Below are 19,757 nucleotides of genomic sequence, written 5' to 3' on the forward strand. Positions count from 1 at the left end.
AAGGTCATAGAAACTAAACTTCTATGACCTTATTATTAACTTTTAAAACTAATCAATCACAACAGCCAAAACTTCATATGGCTTCAAGGAAATCAAAGCATCCAGCTTATCAGACTGCTCATCATAGTTAGAAATCAATACTTTGCACTTCTTGTTCTGATATTCCTTTGGCAGTTCTGCACAGCATCCCTCGCCATAGAAATTAGTAAATACCAAGAGCTTCTGATCACTATCATCCAAATACCGCGCATAAGCAAAGATCTGCGGATCATCTTTCAAAAACATCTTAATATGACCATCCGAAATCAGCTTTTCACTCTTGCGTAACTTAATTAACTTTTGATAATAATCAAAAATCTCGCCATGAGTCAGTTCATTCTCAACATTGATCTTATCTTGATCAGTTGGCATCAGCCATGGCTTCACCTGACTAAAGCCAGCATATTTTTCATCGTTCCAGTGCATTGGCACCCGAGAATTATCACGTGCCTTAGTCTTCACTATTTCAAAGGCTTCTTCTTGACTCTTACCTTCTTGCAGCAATTCCTGATAGGCATTCTTAGCCTCAACATCGACATAGTTTTTCATTGATGAATAATGGGGATCCATCATGCCGATTTCTTCACCCATATAGATATAAGGCGTACCACGCATCAAGTGTGTTGCAGTTGCCAGCATTTCTGCCGATTTTTCACGATATTTACCGGTATCGCCAAAACGATTTAATGCCCAAGGTTGATCGTGATTATTCCAGAACAATGCATTCCAGCCGCCACCTTGATCCATCTTCTCTTGCCATTCAGTAAACAACTTCTTAAGCTTCATAAAATCAAACGGTGTTTTAGTCCACTTTTGGCCATCTTTATAATCAACTTTTAGATGATGGAAAGTGAAGACCATTGATAATTCATGTTCACTCGGCTTGGAATATTCAATTGAGTTGGGAATAGTAGTTGAAGACATCTCACCTACAGTAACAGAGTCAGGATCTTGACCGAAGGTAGCCGCATTCATTTCCTTTAAATATTTATGGACTACTGGCGTATCAGTATATAAGCTCTTTTCTTCTACTGGGTCAGTCGAGTCAATTAACTTCTCTGCTTTACCTGTCACATTAATTACATCAAACCGGAAACCATGAACTCCTTTGCTGCGCCAGAAGTTTATTACCTTGAACAATTCTTTTCTCACTTCAGGATTATGCCAGTCAAGATCTGCCTGTGTTGGATCATATAAATGAAGATAATAATAATCAGTATCTCCGAACTTAGCCCAAGCTGGACCGCCAAACTTGCTTTGCCAGTTGTTAGGCAAACTTCCATCTGGCTTAGCTTTCCTTAAGTAGAAAAACTTGCGATACTTTTCGTCTCCAGCTAACGCTTTTTTAAACCAAATATTCTCTGTTGAACAATGGTTAAGCACCATATCCAGCATGACACCAACATTAATTTCTTTTAACTTTTTAACTAGCTCTTCAAAATCAGCCATCGTGCCAAAACGAGGATCAATCTTGTAGTAGTCCGCAATATCGTAGCCGTTATCATTTTGCGGTGAAACAAAGAACGGATTGAACCAAATCATGTCGACATTCAATTTCTTAATGTAGTCTAGTTTTTGAATAATTCCTGGAATGTCGCCAACTCCATCACCATTTGAATCATAAAAGGACTTGGGATAAATCTGGTAAATTACTTTTTGGCCTAAATTATTCATTGTTTTCTTCCTTTCTCCTTTATAATTTTATTTTCTGTCTTCTAGCAAAATCGATAAATTTAAACTTCTGCGGATTATGGAAAGATAAAGTCAACTGAAAAAGTGTCGTGTCAGCTAAGAAGTTACGACTGGCAATCAAGACGGCTAACTGATCATCCAGCTGCAGTTTCTGTTGCAAGTCATTATTAATTTTTTCTACTGTAATCGTCTTAGTAGCATAAGAAATATCAAACCCTAGTTTATTTTCAAGATAAGCATAGATAGATTTTTTTGCTTCTTCTTTAGGTAATTTCTCAACTGGCGGATTAAACAAATAATCACAATCCAAAACTTCCGGTTCATCGTTAATTAGACGCAGACGTTCCAAATAAATGCCTGCTTGTTTTTTCTGCTCAGGGAAATGTTCCTTAAAGATAGGAGGTAAATCGGGCAGCTTTTGATAAGTTAACAACTCCGTCTTGGCATTCATCCCTAGTGATTTATTCAGTTCCGCAAAACTAGAAATTCCAGAAATAGGAAAAGAATACTTTTCAAGGTTCAATACAATGGAACCCTTACCCTTTATTTTTTGGATTAATCCTAATGAAGTTAATTGCTCTAAAGCCTTCCGCACAGTCTCACGTGATGAGCCATAAAGTTCAGCTAATTGGTTCTCACCTGGCAAAAATTCACCATGCTTAAATTGCTGATGGCGGATCTTAGAGGCTAAATCTTGAGCAATTAAGTCAGATTTTGCTTTAACCATCTAATCTTTTCTTTCTTAAAATCAAGTTTATTATATTATGCATGTCTGGACATGTAAAGTCTTATTTATTTTACTTATATATCAATAAAGTAAGCTTTTTCATAAAAATATCTTGACATCATGTCTAGACAAGTTTATTATAATAAGCGAATTTGATGAAAACGCTTTATTAGGGGGGAGAAATAAACATGCAGAATAATGAGACGGCATTGCTTGCTCCTGCAAATGGTCAAGTAATTGCACTAAGTAAAACAAGCGATCCTATTTTTAGTAAAGGAACAATGGGACAAGGTTTTGGTCTTACCCCATCAGATGGTGAAGTTGTAGCGCCTGTTAGTGGTAAGGTGACCATGATTGCAGATACTAAACATGCAATCGGCATCACCACTGCTGAAGGTCTTGAAGTTCTAGTTCACATGGGTGTTGACACGGTTGGTCTTAAGGGAGAACCATTCGAAGTTTTAATCAAAAATGGCGACACCGTTGAAGCCGGTCAAGATATTGCCACGATGGATCTCGACTTTATCAAGAGCAAGAATCTTGATACCACGATCATGGTTTTGATTACCAACTCAGCAATGAAGATCGATGGACTTGACGTCGAAGAAGGTTCAGCTAAAACTGGTGATGTTGTTGCTCACGCCTACTTAAAGGAAGAAAAAGAAGAAGATACTTCAAATAAGAAGCTTTCCTATGACGAACTTGCCACTTTTATCATTAAAAATGTTGGTGGCAAGGACAACATCAACAGCTTAGTCCACTGTATTACTCGTCTTCGCTTTAACTTAAAAGATGAAGCTAAGGCTAATGATGAAAAGCTGAAGAATCAACGTGGCATCTTAGATGTCATGCATGCTGGTGGTCAATACCAAGTTGTAATTGGCAACGAAGTAACTAATGTCTTCGACGCAGTGATGAAGCAGCTGCCTGGTTTGGGCAATAATCCTGCTCCTGAACAAACCAGTCAAAATGATGGTAAGAATCCTGTTTCAAGAGCATTCGGCAACCTGATTGGTTTCATTACTGGTTCAATGAGTCCGGTAATCGGTGTAATCGCTGCCTCAGGTATTATTAAAGGACTGCTTGCTTTACTGACTTTGCCACAATTAGGTGCACTATTAAACGTTAAGAGTCCGGTCTACATCACCGTTAGTGCGATGGCTGATTCAGCCTTCTTCTTTCTACCTATTATGGTCGGTTTTGCGGCTGCTAAAAGATTAAACAGTGATCCAATCATCGCTGCTGTCATTGGTGGTTTTATCACCTATCCGCAAATGATCACTTGGGGTACGGCCGGCAAGATGATGTTCAGTCTTGGTAGTTGGAACTTCCAATTCTTGAACTACAGCTACTCAATCTTCCCAATGATCTTGGCCGCTTGGCTAGCTGCAAAGTGCGAAATTTGGCTTAAGAAAGTATTGCCAAGCTACTTGCAAATGATTTTCGTTCCTTTAATTACTATCTTGGTTGTTTCAACTATCACTTTGGTAATTACCGGTCCCGTCATTCAAGGTGCAGCTAACGGAATCGCAGTATTTATCAACTGGCTTGTTTCAGCATCAGGTTGGATCGGTGGCTTAGTAATTGGTGCCTTCTACCAATTACTTGTTATCTTTGGTCTGCACTGGGGTGTTGTGCCATTAGTTGCTCAACAAATCGCTTCAACTGGTCAAAGTTCATTAAACGCAATTATTTGTTCAACTATGGTCGCTCAAGGTGCCGCTGTTTTAGCCGTTGCCGTTAAGTCAAAGAAAGCTGACATGAAGGAATTAGGTATTGCCGCTGCCATTTCAGCATTCTGTGGTGTTACTGAACCAGCTCTTTACGGTATCAACTTAAGATACAAGAAAGTCTTCGCTTCAGGTTGTATCGGTTCTGCCTTCGGTGGTTTGGTTACTGGTTTGATGCACGGAACTATGTTTGGTTTTACCGGTGGTTTAATCGGCTTCTCCAGTTTCTTTAACCCAGCTCACCCTACTCAATTGAACAGTTTCTACACATTCTTAATTGCCAGTGCTGTTTCAATCGTGGTTGCCTTTATCGCAACTTGGGTTTGGGGCTACAATGACAATATGACCATGGGTAAAAAAGTTGAAAAGAAACAACGCCCAGGTTCAGCTAAATAATAATTAAATAGGTATTTTAAAAGCTAGCTTCGTATTGAAGCTAGCTTTTTTATTTTTGCCGAAAATATGTTTGCTTATGTTATTAGAATCTATTATAATTTTATGTAACACTGAGGTGATTAATATGAGAACTGTAGTATATCCTGCTGTTTTAGATGATGCAGAGAATGGTGAAAAAGGTTATTACACTGTGGAATTTCCTGACGTCCCTGGTGCTATAAGTGAAGGACATGGTTTGGCTGATGCGCTGTATAATGCGGAACAGACACTAGGCTTAGCTCTCTATGATGTGACGAATAGCGAATTGCCCAAGCCTACCCCACTTAACGAAGTAATTGATTTTTGTAAAGAGAAATATCCAAATGCACATGTTTATCCTGTAGCCACGGACTTAGATGCTGCAGCTAAGGAAGTTAAACCAGCAATGGTCAAAAAGAATACCCGTTACCAGGGAAACTAGCTCAACAAGCTGAAGCAGCTGGGATTAATTTCTCAGAAACATTAAAAGAAGCATTAGAAAGAAAATTAGCACATAATTAGGAAAAAGTCACCTTGTTAAATTAGCAAGATGACTTTTTTAATTAGCCATAAAATAGAATTAGTCAGTCTATAAGATTTTATTGCCTAGAAGCATTGAAAGGACAAATAACGATGACTATCAAAATTGATGATATTATTGAGCAACTTGATTTTTTTGATCCTGATATTTGTTCATACTATGATCGTAAACAATGTACAATCATCAGCATTAATACAGGAGATGTAGAATATGCATCTTTTACAGATTCCGACCTTCCCGACTGGGAAGAGCAGAACTATAAGATATATCAAGAAATTCATAATGATATTCAGCAAAAGCGTTTCGTTCCACTTCCGGATGAATTTGACCTACATGAAGGAAAAATTATTCAAGATTATTGTTTGCAGTTAACTAATCATGAGCAAACTAACAGATTACTATGTGCCTTTAATGGACATAAAGCTTTCCGAAAATTCAAGAATCAATTATACCGCGAAAAACTAGAAGCTGATTATTACCAGTACAAATATCAACAAATAAAGGCGATAGCAATCAACTGGTGCAAAGAAAATAAAATCAAATTTGTAGATTAGATCTACGTCTAGACGAATTTCTTAAATTTTTTCTTAAGACAATCAACCTCCAAAAAAATTTATGCGACTTTTTGCGTAATAAATAATGGAGGTTGAAATATGGATTATTTATCAAGAAAGAAAGAGTATATTTTCTTAAATAACAGAAAAGCTTTAGTACGAGTGCATGTTAAACAGGTAAGTAAGCAACCCTACAATATTTGGGTTGAAGGTAAAAGCAAAAATTATCGAGACTGCGTAGCTTTATTGAATAGAACTTTAGTTAAATTTGATCCTCAACTTGTACCGCCTATTGTAGTTGTTTCAAACAAGAAGCTAGGAAATGGAGCAATTTCTTCTTATGCTTTTGAAGATAACGTTATATTTTTTAATAATTTTTACCATTCAACTGAGCAAATTGATGAAATTACTCACCAAAATTTATTTATTGCTACAGATTTAAATTTATTTATTGCTACAGATTTAAAAGAAATTATACGACATGAACTGGGTCATAAATTACATTGGGATGCAATTAAAAGATTTTATCGATCACATAAAAAACAGTATAATAATTTACAAGAAGCTAAAAATGACTTTGATTCAAATTTAGAATCATATATTACGCATCAATTGAATAATAATTACTCATACCTAATTGAAAATGTAAGTACTTACGCTAACTTAGCTTTTGAATACGCTAAAGCTAACTACAAGAACAATAGTGTGAATGAAGTAATAGCAGAAGTTTATGCTATTCACGGTTCCAAAGATCCTATTTTAAATGATTTAATCATGGAGGAACTTAATTATGGTAGAAAACACTAAATTTATAACTCATATGGACATCCTAAGAATGCCAAGTCCTGAAGAAGAAATAATTGGTAAAATTGGAAAATGTATTGCATCTGCAAAGCCTGATAAAGATAAGATTGCAACCATCATATTTAAAAAGAACACCCCTACAGAAATCCTGAAATTGTATGAGAAGAATTATGATCTTATTCCATTTCCCGCCCATAAAGAATACAAGATTGAAAAGTAAATATTAGCGAGAAACTAGGTTATGGAAAGAATTGAACCGATGGATATCCTACGTGCGCCCTCTCCTGAAGAAGTGATACTTGCTAAAATCGCTAAATGGGTCAAAACTTCAAAAGACGATCTAAAGGAGAACTGTACCACTGTTGTTTTTAAAAAGAATACCCCGCAAAGCATTCTAGATTTATTTCAAAAGAATACTGACTTGTTTGTTGCAATAACAGACCTTAAAGTTAAAAAGAATTACGAAATTGAAAATTAAGAAAGAGGCTCTAAAAATAATTTTCTTAGGGCCTCTTTGCTTAGTATTATCATGCCATTACTAAAATCTGGTCTTGCTCACTTTTTAGATTTTATCTCAATTTAACTCGTTGACTCGTCACTTGTTCAATGAAATATTGATCATGCTCGATCAGAAGCATAGCTGGCTTAACTTCTTCTAACAACTTGATCAATTGATCTTGATTAAAGACATCCAGATAATTTGCTGGTTCATCCCAAAAATAAAGGTCAGATGGTTCAACTAACGATTTAGCTAAGGCCACTCGCTTTTGTTGACCCATGCTCATTTCTTCAATCGGCGTGTTAAAAGCAGATCGAGGAAAGCCATTTTTTTTGAGATTACTGAGCAATTCTTCATAAGATATTTTATGTTTTTGTGCGAAATGCTTTAAAGTGCCTGTATACTGAGTAAAATCTTGAGGTAAGTATGAAATCGTTAATCCATTGTTCAAAACAAATTTACCTTGATAACCTACTTCATTTTGCTTACCCAATAATAGTTTGATAAACGTTGATTTGCCAGAACCATTCTTACCTTCAAGTGAGACTACGCCATGATTTTTAATTACTAGATTTAAATTTTTAAATAAATCCTTACCTGCTATTTTCAAACTTAAGTGTTGCGTTTCAAGCAAAGTCTGATGATAATTTGGTTGAAAATTCATCGTAAGCTCAGGAACTTCTTCAATGTTGGTCATTAAACCTTTCTTATCTGCTATATTTTTCTGCAAACGATGCTCAATATTCTTAGCTCGCCGCATATCATTAGCCGCTATCTTAGTTACATCAAAACTTAAAGGATGAAATGCACGATGATTTGCTTTACCTTTGTATTTTCGCCCAGCATTTTTAGTACTTTCTGAACGATTGGCAAACATTAGATTCTTTTGCAAAGAATCATTTAATCTTCTAACTTCACCCTTCAACTTTTCATTCTTAGCATGATTAAACTCATCCCGTTTTTGTTTCGTATCTTCATAACTAGCATAATTACCCTGATACAAATGCATTTCCGTGTTTTCAATTGCTAGAATATGATCTGTCACCTGATTCAAAAAGTCACGGTCATGACTAACCACAATGTAGCCCTTATCATGTTTCTTCAAATATTCGCTAACCATTTTTCGACTATCTTCATCTAAGTGATTAGTTGGTTCATCAATCAACGGGAATGAATCTTGATCAGTAAATGACAAGGCTAATAAAACTTTCGTCTGTTCACCTCCGCTTAAGGTATTAAAGGGTTGCCACAACAAATTGGGATCAACACCCATTAAGTTTAATTCCCGCTCTAACTCCCACTGCTCGAATTGTACTTGGTCCTGCAACTCATATAAAGTAATATTAGTCGGATCATTAATTGAAACTGGATAATACGAAAAATTCAATTTAGTTTGGATTTTGCCCAAGCCATGAAGTTTACCCCGCAAGATATTAAGGAATATCGTCTTTCCGCGACCGTTTCTTCCCACAAGCCCAAGCTTCCATGAACTATCTAAGTTTAAATCCAAATTGTTAAAAATGTTCTCACTGCTGTCTTCATATCTAAATGACAAATTTGAAATTCTAATGTTGCTCATTAGATCACCTCGCAAAAAAGAGTCTACACTTTGGCAAATGCAGACTCTCTCCTACTTTTTAGGCATCAAAAAAGAAGGTAATTCGTCATTGCGTATCTTGCCCAAAGTGCATAGTCTCTCCATCTAAAACTGGAATAATTATTCAACTACGCTTGTTTTTGCAAGATTAAAGACGCAATGGCGACCCTTCTTTCTAACTTTGAATTTCAATTGATGAAGCTATAATAGCATGAAAACCTATTTACTGCAAATAGATTTGAATCAAAATGGTAGGTTTGCTATGATATAAGCCAAAAATATCAAATAAATTCATAGAAACACATAGGTCAAAAATGAAAAAAATCACTTTAATTTCAGCTACTTTATTAATGAGCTTCTTGCTCGCGGGATGCACCGCTCACCATACCGAAGAACATGCAGTATCACAGCATTCAACTAGTTCTTCCAAAAAGCATCCCTCTACTGCATCCAAAAAATTCACCAATAAAATTGACTTACACAAAAAATATAAGGGCTTCAAACTAGCTACCATCCCTACCCAATATCGCGGCACCTGGTATCACGCTAATGCCTATGAGAAAAACGCAACTAAATTGGTCATCACGACTCATACAATCAACGGCGCCGCAGCTTACCAGCAGACCGATCCTAATTTAAAATTAAATCGTCATTCAGAAAAGCAAAACAAAGAATATGCCGGCAATGCCGTAGTTGTTAAAAGTGTCAATAATTCACTGAAAGTCCGTGGTTTTTTAGACCTAGTTGACTTGGTTTATCGACCAGGACAATTCAAAGGTCAACCTTGTCTTTTCATGAGCTATGGCACCAATCCAAAAGCAACCAATGGAGCTATTTTTAAAGACAAATCAGCAGCACTTAAATATCGCAAATTCGATTTTTCTAAAGTTAATTAATCTAGTAAAAAGGCGCTGTCTTCATGACACCGTCCTTTCTTTATTGTTCACTTTTTTGGAAAATATAGCTTACTCCTGCAGCAATCACAAGAAAAATACCAGTAATTAACCATCCCATTGTAGTGAAATGCGAGCCCATGAGAATAAGGAGAGCAACAAGTAAAATATAGACTCCCGTTGCTGCCATATTAATTCGATGAAAAATAGCTACGCCGTATTTTTCCTTCCAGCGATCATCAAATTGTTTTAAAAGTTGTGAAGCAATTAGATATATCACTACGACTGTCCAAATTGCTGAACTGATAAAATTATATTCTCCACGGAAATACAATATCCAACTAATAATCAGCATTACTAGCATCAAGAGATACGCGAAAGAATCAACTATCTTTCCTAGTTTAGTCTTTCCCGTCTTTTTAGCATAGGTTGCAACAATACCGAAAACAAGGCACACAATGATTAGCGGTAAAAACCAACTTCCACCACTAATGAAATCTGTTAAAAACATTATTCACTTCTCCCTTTTATTTCAACTTTTTCCAAGCTTTCTTAGAACCACGATTCAAGTCCTTATTAAACTTATATTTTTGCCAATCTTTGATAAAAAGCAAGTCTAAATTATATCCAGCTGGATATAAATCCTGCGCTTTTCTTCGCAATTCAACTCGTTTGATAGGAACCTCACGGAATTCTTTATCTACAAAAACCACAATCTTATTAGCTACTTGGGCATCGCTATAAAAGATTGCTTCTTTGTTCAAATCACCTACAAAAACAATATCCCCTTTATGAAAAATGGTTTTTGTGTGCTCCTTTTTATTTGGTTCTTTAAATATAACTTTGCTTTTTCTTAGTGGTAATTCGCCTGTAGTCAAAATTTGCGTTGCACTCTGCAAAACTTTCTGTGGCATCCCTGATCTTTCAGCAATCCATAGTGCCCGACTCTCACCAGCTCGATTCATGATCAAACGATAGGTTGGTGTTAGCTTTTCTAGATCAAAATCCATCGAAGCCGTCATAAAGGCCGGATTTTTAACTGAAAAATCTTTGATCGTACTGTAGTGAGTAGTTGCAACAACAATGCATCCCCTTAGTTGCAATTCTTGCAAGGTGGCAATCGCTAAGGCAGAACCTTCATCAGGATCTGTCCCACTCCCTAATTCATCTAACACGATCAAACTATACTTTTGAGCCTGCTTAAGTACCTGGCTAATCTTTACCATTTCACCAGAAAAAGTGGACAATGAATTATCGATATCCTGCTGATCGCCAATCAATGAATAAACATGATCACAAACTGGAATATCGCATTTTTGTGCTGGCAAAAACAAACCCAATTCGGTCATCAAAATGCTCAAAGCAATAGTTTTTAACGTAACAGTTTTACCACCGGCATTTGGCCCAGTGATAATTAAGCCTCTTTGCGGATTACCGATTTCTACAGATAATGGAACAGGATTATCCAACAAGGGATGTTTCATCTCCACTAGTATTAGCTTATTCTGTATATTCAAACTTGGTCGAACGGCACCAATCGCCAGCGCGTATTTTGCTCTTGCTAAAATCACATCGAGATCTGTGATGATCTGCATATTTTGCTTGATCTCGGTTAGTTTCTCAAATATTTCAGCAGAAAGCATGCCTAAAATTTGCATCTCAATTGCAGAAATTTGACTCTCTAGCTGGATTTTTTGATCTACTAGATTGGCCACTTTATTGGGTTCAATATACACGGTACTGCCGTGATTTGAAACATCAACGGTCTGACCTGAAAAGACATCACGATAACTTGCTTTAACTGGTAAAGTGTAGTGCCCATCCCTTTCAACGATCATTCTCTCTTGCAAAGCGTTTTGATACTTTTTTCCCTGCAAAAAATGCTGCAAACTTGTCTTGATATCCTCATTTATTTTATTAACCTGGATACGAAACCTAGCTAGATCACGATCTGCCTCATTGGATACTTCTCCATGTTCAATTTGATGATAGATATCATTTTCGAGCCTATCTAAAATAATGATCTCTGTGGCATAACTATTTAAGATAGGAGAATCCGTTTGTTTAATTAGGAATCGCTTTAACAGGCGATTAACACGAATTAAATCGGCAACTTTTTCTAATTCAACCGCATTTAAAATAAGCCCCTTATCCACTTTTTGCAATAACGGCTTCAGCGAATCTGATGAGACAAACGGTACATGCTGTCCTGTTCGCAAAACTTTTAACATCTCTGCCGTTTCATTTAACAATAAGTTAACAGAGTTAACGCTAGTGCGCAGGTGCATTGTTTGAAGTTTGTCCTTTGCCTCAGGTGTAGTAGCGTAATCAGCTACCATATTTCTAACGCGATCAAAACCAAGTTCATTATTATTCAATTTTTTCATTTATATTTGTTCATCCTCAAGAAAATTTAGTAATAGTTTTTCCTTTTCTAGAGGGAACATGTAAATTAGCCCCTCTAGACTAAAATACGGTGCTTAACATATGGCATAAATTCCTTTTCTAAAATTATTGAACTCATCATACTATAATTTCTAAATTTTTGCTAGAAACTGGTAAAAGAAAAAGCCGACAAAATCGTCGACTCTTTTCATGAAAATGCTCAACCTAATCCTAATTGTTATCATCACTTGAACCGAAAATAGTCAAGAATTGTAAGAACAAGTTAACAAAATCCAAGTAAAGCTGCAGAGCACCTAAAACCGCTAACCCATTTGTAGAACCACTATTACCAAATTGCAAATAGATATTCTTCATTCTTTGTGCGTCCCAAGCGGTTAAAATAGTGAAAATAATGACTGCAATAAATGAGAAAATATAATCAATCATTGGATTTTTCAAAAATAAGTTAACCAGCATGGCAACAATCAAACCGATCAAAGCAGCTGAAGCATATGAACCCCACCTACTTAAGTCTTTTTTAATAACAGTCCCCAAGATGGCCATAGTGACAAACACGGTTGCCGAAGCAACAAAGGCTGAAGCGATATCCTCACCCGTATAAGCTCCTGCAATGAAAGCAAAAGTTATCCCATAAATAATTGCCGTAATCATCAGCAGAATAAAGCTAGCCACCGGATTTCTGGTTGCTCTAAAATTAATCACAAAAGTTAAAGCAATTGGAACTAATAACAAGAGCCACATTGTCCAGGGATGCTGCACCATTAGCACCGTCATTTGTTTAGCAAAAATAGTCATCGTTAAGTAAGAACTGATCGCTGAAACGCAAGGCTAAGCCCAAAGCAGAGTTTCCAACTGAACAGTCGCTTGATACTTTCATTGGCATCCAAGCAATGAGCTACAATGACCGCTACTTCAACCGAATTCATAAAGGCTTTGGTCAGGTCCAGGATACCTTAGAATCCTATTTTGAATAAATAAAACATTAAAAAATCAATTTACGAGAAAGATCTATTTACACAAAAGATTTGACAGTTTCAAATAAAAAGCAATCGAATTAGATCGATTGCTCCAAACTATTTTTACTAAGTCATTTTGTCATATTAACTGTTACCCAAGAAGTTTGCTGATCTTTTTCCAACCTCCATTTTCTTGGATCTTGAACCTTAGGATATTTAATTCCAATGAGCATTGTAGCAATTGCATCTTTCACGTTAAAAAGCGCTTCCGTAATTGTTTCTCCATCAGTTACTAAACCTTTTATATTAGGTGAGGTCACTACATAATAATGACCTAATTCATCGTTGTATTCAGTTAAAATTACAGGGTAAGTTACAATATCTTGTTTCATAAAAAAATCCCACCTTTTCACAAACGTTTATTCATAATCTGCAGGATTAATATCAGGCTTAGGCAACTTCTGACTATAATCAAAAGTCACACCTTGAATTCCATTAGCATAAGTCCAATCTTTAAGCTCTTTCGTATCACCTAATAAATAATATTTACTGATTAAATCATTCCAAGCATCCCACTTATCAAGTGGTACATTAATTAAACCGGCACCATGATCGATCATCACTTTATTTGCAGCTAATGTTGCAGTTCTTTCATTGCCATCCACGTTTTAGTTGAACAATTACCTTTATATCATCAATAGAAACATCAGCCGCACTCATGCCGTCAATAATCGTTTGGGTCTATAGTAATGTAATGTTTAATCTATCAAAACGTGAATTTGTAAACACCAGTCTAACCAAATTTTTCTTAGCAAAACGTCTATTTTGTTCTTTTGTTAAGTGAAATTTATCAGGATACATTTTTACTCCTTATTTCAAATAATCTTTACCATAAATGTAACGATGCAACTTCAAATACTGCTGGAACAACTTTCTTTCATTAGCATTATCCTTAGGATAATAATATTGCTTTCCTTCAAAACCTTTAGGCATATAATTCTGCCGAGCAATCTGATGAGGTTGCTCGAATGGTGAATCAATTAAGCCACCACCAGTAATTTCTTCGGAATGTTTATAATGCATATCCCGCAGTCCTCGCGGCATGGGATGCTGACTGGGATGCTCAGTATCTTTGTCTAGCTTTTCCCAGATTTCATCAAAAGCACCTGATTTCGGAGAAATACACATTAACATCGTGGCAAACATCAGCGAATATTTTGCCTTAGGCATCCCAACCTTTTCGGCTTGATTAGCTGCAACGACGATCTGAGTAACCTGCTCAGGATTAGCCAAGCCGATATAAGTATACGGAATCTCTCTTAATCTGCGCACAACCGAAGGCAGATCGCCATTTTTTAATAAAACAGCCAAGTAATACAAAGCGGCATCAGTGTCCGATCCAGCCATCGAATCAGAATAAGCGGCCAAGTAATCATAATGTTTGGTCGCATTTTTGTCGTAGCTAAAGTTCTGATCTTTGGCAAATTCTTTGACTGCTTTAATAGTAATTTGATCAGGATCAATCGCATGGATTGTCTCTAAAATATTTAAAGCAACACGAAGATCCCCATCAGCTGCAGTAGCGATTGTCTTCAAAGATCCATCTTCAACTTTATCTGAATCCAGATGAAAAACATCTTTAATTGCCCGTTGAAGTACTGTTTCAATATCATCATCACTTAATGCCTTAAATTCAAAAATCTGACAACGTGATCTAACCGCAGGCACCAATGACATTACCGGATTCTCAGTCGTTGCCCCAATTAACAAAATATGACCTTTCTCCAAGTATGGGAGTAGAAAATCCTGCAGGGTCTTCGTCATCCGATGAATCTCGTCGATTAGTAAAACAAAAGATTGATATGGATACGTTTTAATAAATTGATCTAATTTTGCTTTGTTATCAATCGAAGCGTTAAATGTTGCTAATGGTAGGTCATATTGCTTAGCAATAATCTGAGCCAGACTAGATTTTCCCGTACCTGGCGGTCCCCAGAGAATCAACGGAATCATTACTTTTTGTTCAATAATCTTGCGCAGAGGACCATCTTCTTTTAGTAACTCTTTTTGCCCAACCACATCCTGCAAAGTTTGTGGTCGCATTTTATCAGCTAACGGAGTTCTGAAGCTCATTATTTCCACCACAATTTAATTAAAGCTTGTGTACCATCGTTACCCAATTTCTTTTGATCAACCAATACCTCATACAAATGTTTTGCTTCTTTAGTCGCAGGTAGGTCTAACTGCATCTTGTTGGCTTCTTCTAGGGCAATACGCAAATCTTTTAAAAAGTGCTTAGCAAAAAAGCCAGGAGTATAATCTCCCTTTAGAATTCTTGGACCATATGAACCTAAACTAAAATTCTCTGCAGCACCTGATTGCAAGGTTTGACAAACCTGTTCTAAATCTAAGTTTGCGGCTTTTGCATAAACCAGCATTTCTGTCATACCGGTCATTGTTCCTGCAATCATGATTTGGTTAGCCATCTTGGCATGTTGACCGCTACCATAACTTCCAAAATAATTTAACTTGCTAGCAAACGTCATAAATAAATCCTGCAAATGATCTAGGTCTTCTTTATGACCACCTATCATCACAGTTAGAGTACCTTTTTTAGCGCCAATATCACCGCCAGAAACTGGAGCATCCAAAATATGCAGTCCCTTTTCATTACCAAGTTGACCAATCTTTTGTGCCAAACTTGGCTTACTTGTGGTCATATCGATAATATATTGACCGGCTCTTGCGGCATTCATAATGCCATTTTCACCAAAGTAAATATCTTCCACATCTTTAGGGAAACCAACCATGGTGAATAAAACATCTACTTTTTTGGTTAAGGCAGCTGGATTATCTGCCCACTTAGCTCCATTATCCAAGACTGGTTGAGCGTGAGCCTTCGTTCTATTGTAGACAGTCACATCATAATTATTCTTGAGTAAGTTATTAATAATGCCGGTACCCATCACGCCGGTACCAATAAATCCAATTTTCATATTTTTTACTTCCTTATGTTTAGTAATCTATTTTTATTATATTCTACTAAAAAAGAGGGATGCAATTAAGCTCCCTCTATTCATCAAAAAACTACAAATTCAATTCAAAGGCCACACGATACGGATCAATTGGATCCGTGTTTTTGATATTACCGCGTTTCACGAAGCCAGCATCTTCAACTATATGCTGAACCACATCATTGGTTCTAAAAGTATCAACGCGATAACTCCTTACGCCTTCCGCATAGTGCATCGAAATCAAACTGCTCATTAAGTAGCTAGCAAGATGCATCCCGCGATACTCATCAGAAATGGCGACGCGATGAATTGCCACATAAGGATCAAAATCATTATTCCATTTGCCATCAATCTTTTTATAATTGGGATCAGGCCCATCTGTAATCGCAGTGTACCCCGCGATTTTTTGATCAACGATTAAAAACCAGGCTACACCGTTTTCAATATCGGCCGTAATTGTTTCAACATTGGGATAACCACTCTGCCATTGTGGGTTCCCCTCTTCTTTTAAAAACTTTTTTGCTTCATCAATGATCGGCATAATTTGTTCAAGGTCATTTTTGGCAGCTTGACGAATATAAATTAGTGACATAGTGTCTCCCTCATTTAAATAAAATTTTATCAAAGGAGTTGGTTTTTCGCTAATTTAAAACTTGAAATACTAATCTTGGTAAAGATAACTTGCACATGCTTTTTTAGCATCCATACCTTTTCTAATCTTTAAAGCTAATTCAATTGTAATATCTGCCATAATCAATTGTGGATCAATAATCTGATAGGGATGGTCTGGTGTTTTTTCCTGCGCTAGTGACAGTTCTGTACATCCTAACAAAACTACATTACAACCATAATTATCATGCATCTTTTTTTAAATATTATGATATAATTTAGAATCAATTTTCCCTTTCTCTTTGATATTTCGATAAATTAAATCGTTAACCATTGGTTGAATTTCCGGTCCGCCAAATTCGACTTTTTTTCCTAATTTATGAAGTTCATCTTCATACAAATGATCATAAATTGAACCTTCAGTTGCAATCAATCCTATCTTACTTTCATTTGGAACTTCTTCAACGAATTTATGCGAAGCAATTTGAATCATATTCAAAAAAGGAATATTGATTAAATGAGCTAATTCATCATAGAAATAATGCGCTGTATTACATGGCATTACAAAAAAATCTGGTTTTAAATTAGCTTGCGCCAAAACATCTTCTTTTAGGTCATCAAAGAAATTTGGTTTCGAATGATCTAAAATAAAAGCTGTTCTGTCTGGGATCTGAGCATCATTGACCAAAAGGTAATTTAAATAATCCTGATCCTGTGAGATCTTCACTCTATGATTAATCAATTTTAAATAACTTTCAGTAGAAAGTGTTCCCATTCCACCTAGAATCGAAAAGAAATGCTTCATTGATAATCACCTAACTAAATCACATCAAAAAGAAACTCTAGAATGAAACCAACTGTTTTCAATATTTTAGTCATTATTTTCATTCTCTTTGCTTTGATTAACCTCAACTGGGATTGCCCTAATTACATTGTCATAAACAGGGCTACCATCAATAATAGCCTGTTTAATATCATCAAAGGCCCAATAATACTGTTTGTTTAAATGAAAATTTACTTGAAGTTCATGATTAAACAAATTGGGAGCTAATTTGGAGTAATACCTTTATTTTTCTGCACATAACCACTAGCAACATATGGAATTTTAAAACTACGTGCTTGTGCTAAATACTCGCCTGGATTCTTAGTAGTGTGAACATTAACACCAAAAGTTGAGATAGTCATGATAGTCTCCTTCTCAATTACATTTTCTACCTTACTTTTATTACTTAAAATCTTGTAAATTAACAAAGAATTTATTGCCGCTTCAATCACATTATTAACTCTATTGGCATTTTCTTCAGTTTTAAATGTAAAATTTACTCTAATTTTTTGAAATCCATTTGGAATCAGATCGCTATGCATCCCATCTAAATCAATATCACCTTCAATATTGATATCTAGATCTTGATATCTAAAATTATTCTCCGCTGCATATTTTTCAACTTTTTCTTGAAGAGATGCTCCTAGTGCCGTTAACTCTAATTCAACTGGAGTAATTCCAGTATCATCTCCACCATTAAATTTGGGCTCATCAATTTTAAAATTAATGTCTCTAATAGAAGTTTCTACTTGAAGCCCAAGATCAGTCTTCATAGTTTTAATTTGATAATTTTCGTTACGCATCTCACCTATCATCGATCCTTTCCATCATGTTTATTTACTCCTTCTTCTTTTACTTGCTTTAAGAGGCTTTAACAAATACCTCATAAGGTTGAGCACCACTAATTCCATATTTATTATTAATTACGAAAAATGGTGCAGCAGTGATGCCGGATTGTTGAGCTTCTAGTTCATCAGCGACAACTTCTTTTTTGATACTTGCTTGAACTTAATAAATGTTTTACTTCATCCTCATTCATTCCAACTTCAACGGCCGCTCTAGTGAGGCACGTCATGATCTGCAATTGATTCGCCATCTGTAAAATAAACCTTATACAAACGAGCAATTAATTTTTCAGTTAAATCACGATTCCCTTTACTTTCAGCAAGTTTAATAAAACGGTGAGCATCACCAGTATTAGTTGGCACTACTTTATCTAAATGAAATTCTAATCCTTCCTCTGCTGCCATTTGAGTTATATAGTCCATTTGTTTTTTAGCTTGAGTTTCAAGATCTTTCTCCCACCAGTAAAGTGATTAATATAATCTCCAGCTTTTGCAGTCTTTTTTCCATTGGATTCAATTCAAATGACTTAAGCTCTAATTTAGTATCATCATAAATACCTACTTCCTTCATTGCCTTCTTCATTCTAGTTGAACCAATGGTAGCAAAATGGGCACGCAATGTCTGACCAGTATTTAATTTCCATAGTTTTTTCTCCCCCGTATTTATTAAGCTAAACTTTCAATATATTCATAAGCATTTTGGCCGGCAATTCCGCCATCATTAACTGCAGTAATAATCTGACGTAATTTCTTTTGTCTGACATCACCAATTGCATAGATACCTGGAATGGAAGTTGCCATTTGATCATCAGTAATAATCCAGCCTTGTTTATCAGTAATACCAAGATCTTGGAAAGGCTGACTGTTAGGAATATTACCAACATAGATAAATACTCCTGCAGCATCTAAAATCTTATCTTCACCAGTCTTTTTATTGTGCACCTTAAGACCAGTCATCTTATTTTATCACCAATAATCTCACTTACAGTACTATCCCAAGTAAAATCCATTTTTTGATTTTTTAAAGGCCCTATCTTGTAATACTTTTTCCGCACGTAATTGATCACGTCGATGAATCACGTTAACATTATCAGTTACATTAGCAAGATATAAACCTTCAGAAACAGCTGAATCTCCACCACCGACAACGGCTACATTTTCGTCTCTGAAAAAGGCACCATCACCATACTGCGCAGTAAGAAACGCCTCTTCCGCTATACTCTTTTTCTCCAGGAACGCCAAGTTTACGATTATCCGACCCGGTTCCAATAATTACTGCCTTAGCTTCAAGATTATTGGCTGCAGTATCCATTTGAATAATACGTTTCGGTCCATCAATTTTAATCCCTTGAACATCGCCATAAACAAAGTCAACGCCTTGCTTAACTGCACCTTGGTACATCTTTTCACCTAATTCAGGACCCATAATTGATGGAAAACCAGGATAATTTTCTACCTCAGCTGTGTTATTCATTTGACCACCATATACTCCGCGGTCAACCATAGCTACAGACAAATTAGCTCTAGCAGCATACAAAGCAGCTGTCATTCCACCCGGTCCTGCACCGATTATAACTACATCATATTTTTTCATAATTCACTCCTAATTATTCT

Annotated in this window: 17 protein-coding genes and 6 pseudogenes; 8 read left to right on the forward strand and 15 right to left on the reverse strand. The window is 36.1% G+C overall.

Annotated elements, in window-relative coordinates; genetic code table 11:
- Nucleotides 1-48 precede the first annotated feature (48 nt).
- Nucleotides 49-1,713, reverse strand: coding sequence for an alpha,alpha-phosphotrehalase (gene treC / locus ICI50_RS05310; RefSeq protein WP_056941344.1), 1,665 nt, complete (start codon nucleotides 1,711-1,713; stop codon nucleotides 49-51).
- Between the two features lie 19 nt (nucleotides 1,714-1,732).
- The gene (gene treR, locus ICI50_RS05315; protein ID WP_095342177.1) at nucleotides 1,733-2,458 is read right to left on the reverse strand and encodes a trehalose operon repressor; all 726 of its coding nucleotides are present in this window, start codon (nucleotides 2,456-2,458) and stop codon (nucleotides 1,733-1,735) included.
- A gap of 188 nt (nucleotides 2,459-2,646) precedes the next feature.
- On the opposite strand from treR, the gene ICI50_RS05320 reads away from it, so the two are divergent.
- The 6 genes from ICI50_RS05320 (at nucleotide 2,647) to ICI50_RS05345 (ending at nucleotide 6,979) form a co-directional block, all read left to right on the forward strand.
- Nucleotides 2,647-4,584 (forward strand): PTS sugar transporter subunit IIABC, encoded by a 1,938-nt coding sequence (locus ICI50_RS05320; protein WP_056941345.1) that lies wholly within the window; start codon nucleotides 2,647-2,649, stop codon nucleotides 4,582-4,584.
- Nucleotides 4,585-4,708: 124 nt separating this feature from the next.
- A complete protein-coding gene (locus ICI50_RS05325; RefSeq protein ID WP_236694837.1) occupies nucleotides 4,709-5,044 on the forward strand; it encodes a type II toxin-antitoxin system HicB family antitoxin in 336 nt (111 codons plus the stop codon).
- Nucleotides 5,045-5,235: 191 nt separating this feature from the next.
- On the forward strand, nucleotides 5,236-5,697 hold the full coding sequence (locus tag ICI50_RS05330) for a UPF0158 family protein (protein ID WP_188891277.1): 462 nt from the start codon (nucleotides 5,236-5,238) through the stop codon (nucleotides 5,695-5,697).
- Between the two features lie 99 nt (nucleotides 5,698-5,796).
- Nucleotides 5,797-6,504, forward strand: coding sequence for a hypothetical protein (locus tag ICI50_RS05335; protein ID WP_056941346.1), 708 nt, complete (start codon nucleotides 5,797-5,799; stop codon nucleotides 6,502-6,504).
- Complete coding sequence (locus ICI50_RS05340) at nucleotides 6,488-6,721, forward strand: hypothetical protein (RefSeq protein ID WP_188891279.1); 234 nt, start codon at nucleotides 6,488-6,490, stop codon at nucleotides 6,719-6,721. The genes ICI50_RS05335 and ICI50_RS05340 overlap by 17 nt, the downstream gene beginning before the upstream one ends.
- 21 nt (nucleotides 6,722-6,742) lie before the next feature.
- Nucleotides 6,743-6,979 carry a hypothetical protein gene (locus ICI50_RS05345; RefSeq protein WP_013854105.1) on the forward strand — a complete coding sequence of 79 codons (237 nt, stop codon included), beginning with the start codon at nucleotides 6,743-6,745 and terminating at the stop codon, nucleotides 6,977-6,979.
- A gap of 91 nt (nucleotides 6,980-7,070) precedes the next feature.
- On the opposite strand, the gene abc-f is transcribed toward ICI50_RS05345, so the two are convergent.
- Nucleotides 7,071-8,579, reverse strand: coding sequence for a ribosomal protection-like ABC-F family protein (abc-f, locus tag ICI50_RS05350; protein WP_188891281.1), 1,509 nt, complete (start codon nucleotides 8,577-8,579; stop codon nucleotides 7,071-7,073).
- A 332-nt stretch (nucleotides 8,580-8,911) separates the two neighbouring features.
- On the opposite strand from abc-f, the gene ICI50_RS05355 reads away from it, so the two are divergent.
- The gene (locus ICI50_RS05355; RefSeq protein ID WP_056941347.1) at nucleotides 8,912-9,493 is read left to right on the forward strand and encodes a hypothetical protein; all 582 of its coding nucleotides are present in this window, start codon (nucleotides 8,912-8,914) and stop codon (nucleotides 9,491-9,493) included.
- 40 nt (nucleotides 9,494-9,533) lie between these two features.
- On the opposite strand, the gene ICI50_RS05360 is transcribed toward ICI50_RS05355, so the two are convergent.
- The 3 genes and pseudogenes from ICI50_RS05360 to ICI50_RS05370 all read right to left on the reverse strand — a co-directional run.
- Complete coding sequence (locus ICI50_RS05360) at nucleotides 9,534-10,001, reverse strand: hypothetical protein (RefSeq protein ID WP_054640433.1); 468 nt, start codon at nucleotides 9,999-10,001, stop codon at nucleotides 9,534-9,536.
- A gap of 16 nt (nucleotides 10,002-10,017) precedes the next feature.
- The gene (locus tag ICI50_RS05365) at nucleotides 10,018-11,877 is read right to left on the reverse strand and encodes an endonuclease MutS2 (protein ID WP_082599077.1); all 1,860 of its coding nucleotides are present in this window, start codon (nucleotides 11,875-11,877) and stop codon (nucleotides 10,018-10,020) included.
- A 229-nt stretch (nucleotides 11,878-12,106) separates the two neighbouring features.
- Nucleotides 12,107-12,718: pseudogene (locus ICI50_RS05370) on the reverse strand (Bax inhibitor-1/YccA family protein); the annotation flags it as partial.
- Here ICI50_RS05370 and ICI50_RS05375 point away from each other — a divergent pair.
- A pseudogene (locus ICI50_RS05375) lies at nucleotides 12,712-12,870 on the forward strand (IS256 family transposase); the annotation flags it as partial. The pseudogenes ICI50_RS05370 and ICI50_RS05375 sit on opposite strands and share 7 nt — an antisense overlap.
- A gap of 113 nt (nucleotides 12,871-12,983) precedes the next feature.
- On the opposite strand, the gene ICI50_RS05380 reads toward ICI50_RS05375, so the two are convergent.
- The 9 genes and pseudogenes from ICI50_RS05380 to trxB form a co-directional block, all read right to left on the reverse strand.
- Complete coding sequence (locus tag ICI50_RS05380; RefSeq protein ID WP_013854111.1) at nucleotides 12,984-13,244, reverse strand: type II toxin-antitoxin system HicB family antitoxin; 261 nt, start codon at nucleotides 13,242-13,244, stop codon at nucleotides 12,984-12,986.
- Between the two features lie 27 nt (nucleotides 13,245-13,271).
- A pseudogene (locus ICI50_RS05385) lies at nucleotides 13,272-13,713 on the reverse strand (hypothetical protein).
- A gap of 9 nt (nucleotides 13,714-13,722) precedes the next feature.
- Nucleotides 13,723-14,985, reverse strand: coding sequence for a replication-associated recombination protein A (locus ICI50_RS05390; RefSeq protein ID WP_013854112.1), 1,263 nt, complete (start codon nucleotides 14,983-14,985; stop codon nucleotides 13,723-13,725).
- Nucleotides 14,985-15,875: an NAD(P)-dependent oxidoreductase gene (locus ICI50_RS05395; protein ID WP_280530472.1), complete on the reverse strand. Its 891-nt coding sequence runs from the start codon at nucleotides 15,873-15,875 to the stop codon at nucleotides 14,985-14,987. Before ICI50_RS05395 ends, ICI50_RS05390 begins: the two co-directional genes overlap by 1 nt.
- Before the next feature lie 64 nt (nucleotides 15,876-15,939).
- The gene (locus ICI50_RS05400; RefSeq protein ID WP_188891285.1) at nucleotides 15,940-16,458 is read right to left on the reverse strand and encodes a GNAT family N-acetyltransferase; all 519 of its coding nucleotides are present in this window, start codon (nucleotides 16,456-16,458) and stop codon (nucleotides 15,940-15,942) included.
- Between the two features lie 69 nt (nucleotides 16,459-16,527).
- Nucleotides 16,528-17,280: pseudogene (locus ICI50_RS05405) on the reverse strand (aspartate/glutamate racemase family protein).
- 242 nt (nucleotides 17,281-17,522) lie between these two features.
- On the reverse strand, nucleotides 17,523-18,101 hold the full coding sequence (locus tag ICI50_RS05410) for an OsmC family protein (protein WP_188891287.1): 579 nt from the start codon (nucleotides 18,099-18,101) through the stop codon (nucleotides 17,523-17,525).
- 8 nt (nucleotides 18,102-18,109) lie between these two features.
- A pseudogene (locus tag ICI50_RS11050) lies at nucleotides 18,110-18,787 on the reverse strand (DsbA family oxidoreductase).
- A 22-nt stretch (nucleotides 18,788-18,809) separates the two neighbouring features.
- Nucleotides 18,810-19,737: pseudogene (gene trxB, locus ICI50_RS05420) on the reverse strand (thioredoxin-disulfide reductase).
- Nucleotides 19,738-19,757: the final 20 nt, after the last annotated feature.

Origin of the sequence: Lactobacillus kefiranofaciens (assembly GCF_014656585.1) — a bacterium.
GTDB classification, from domain to species: Bacteria; Bacillota; Bacilli; order Lactobacillales; family Lactobacillaceae; genus Lactobacillus; species Lactobacillus kefiranofaciens.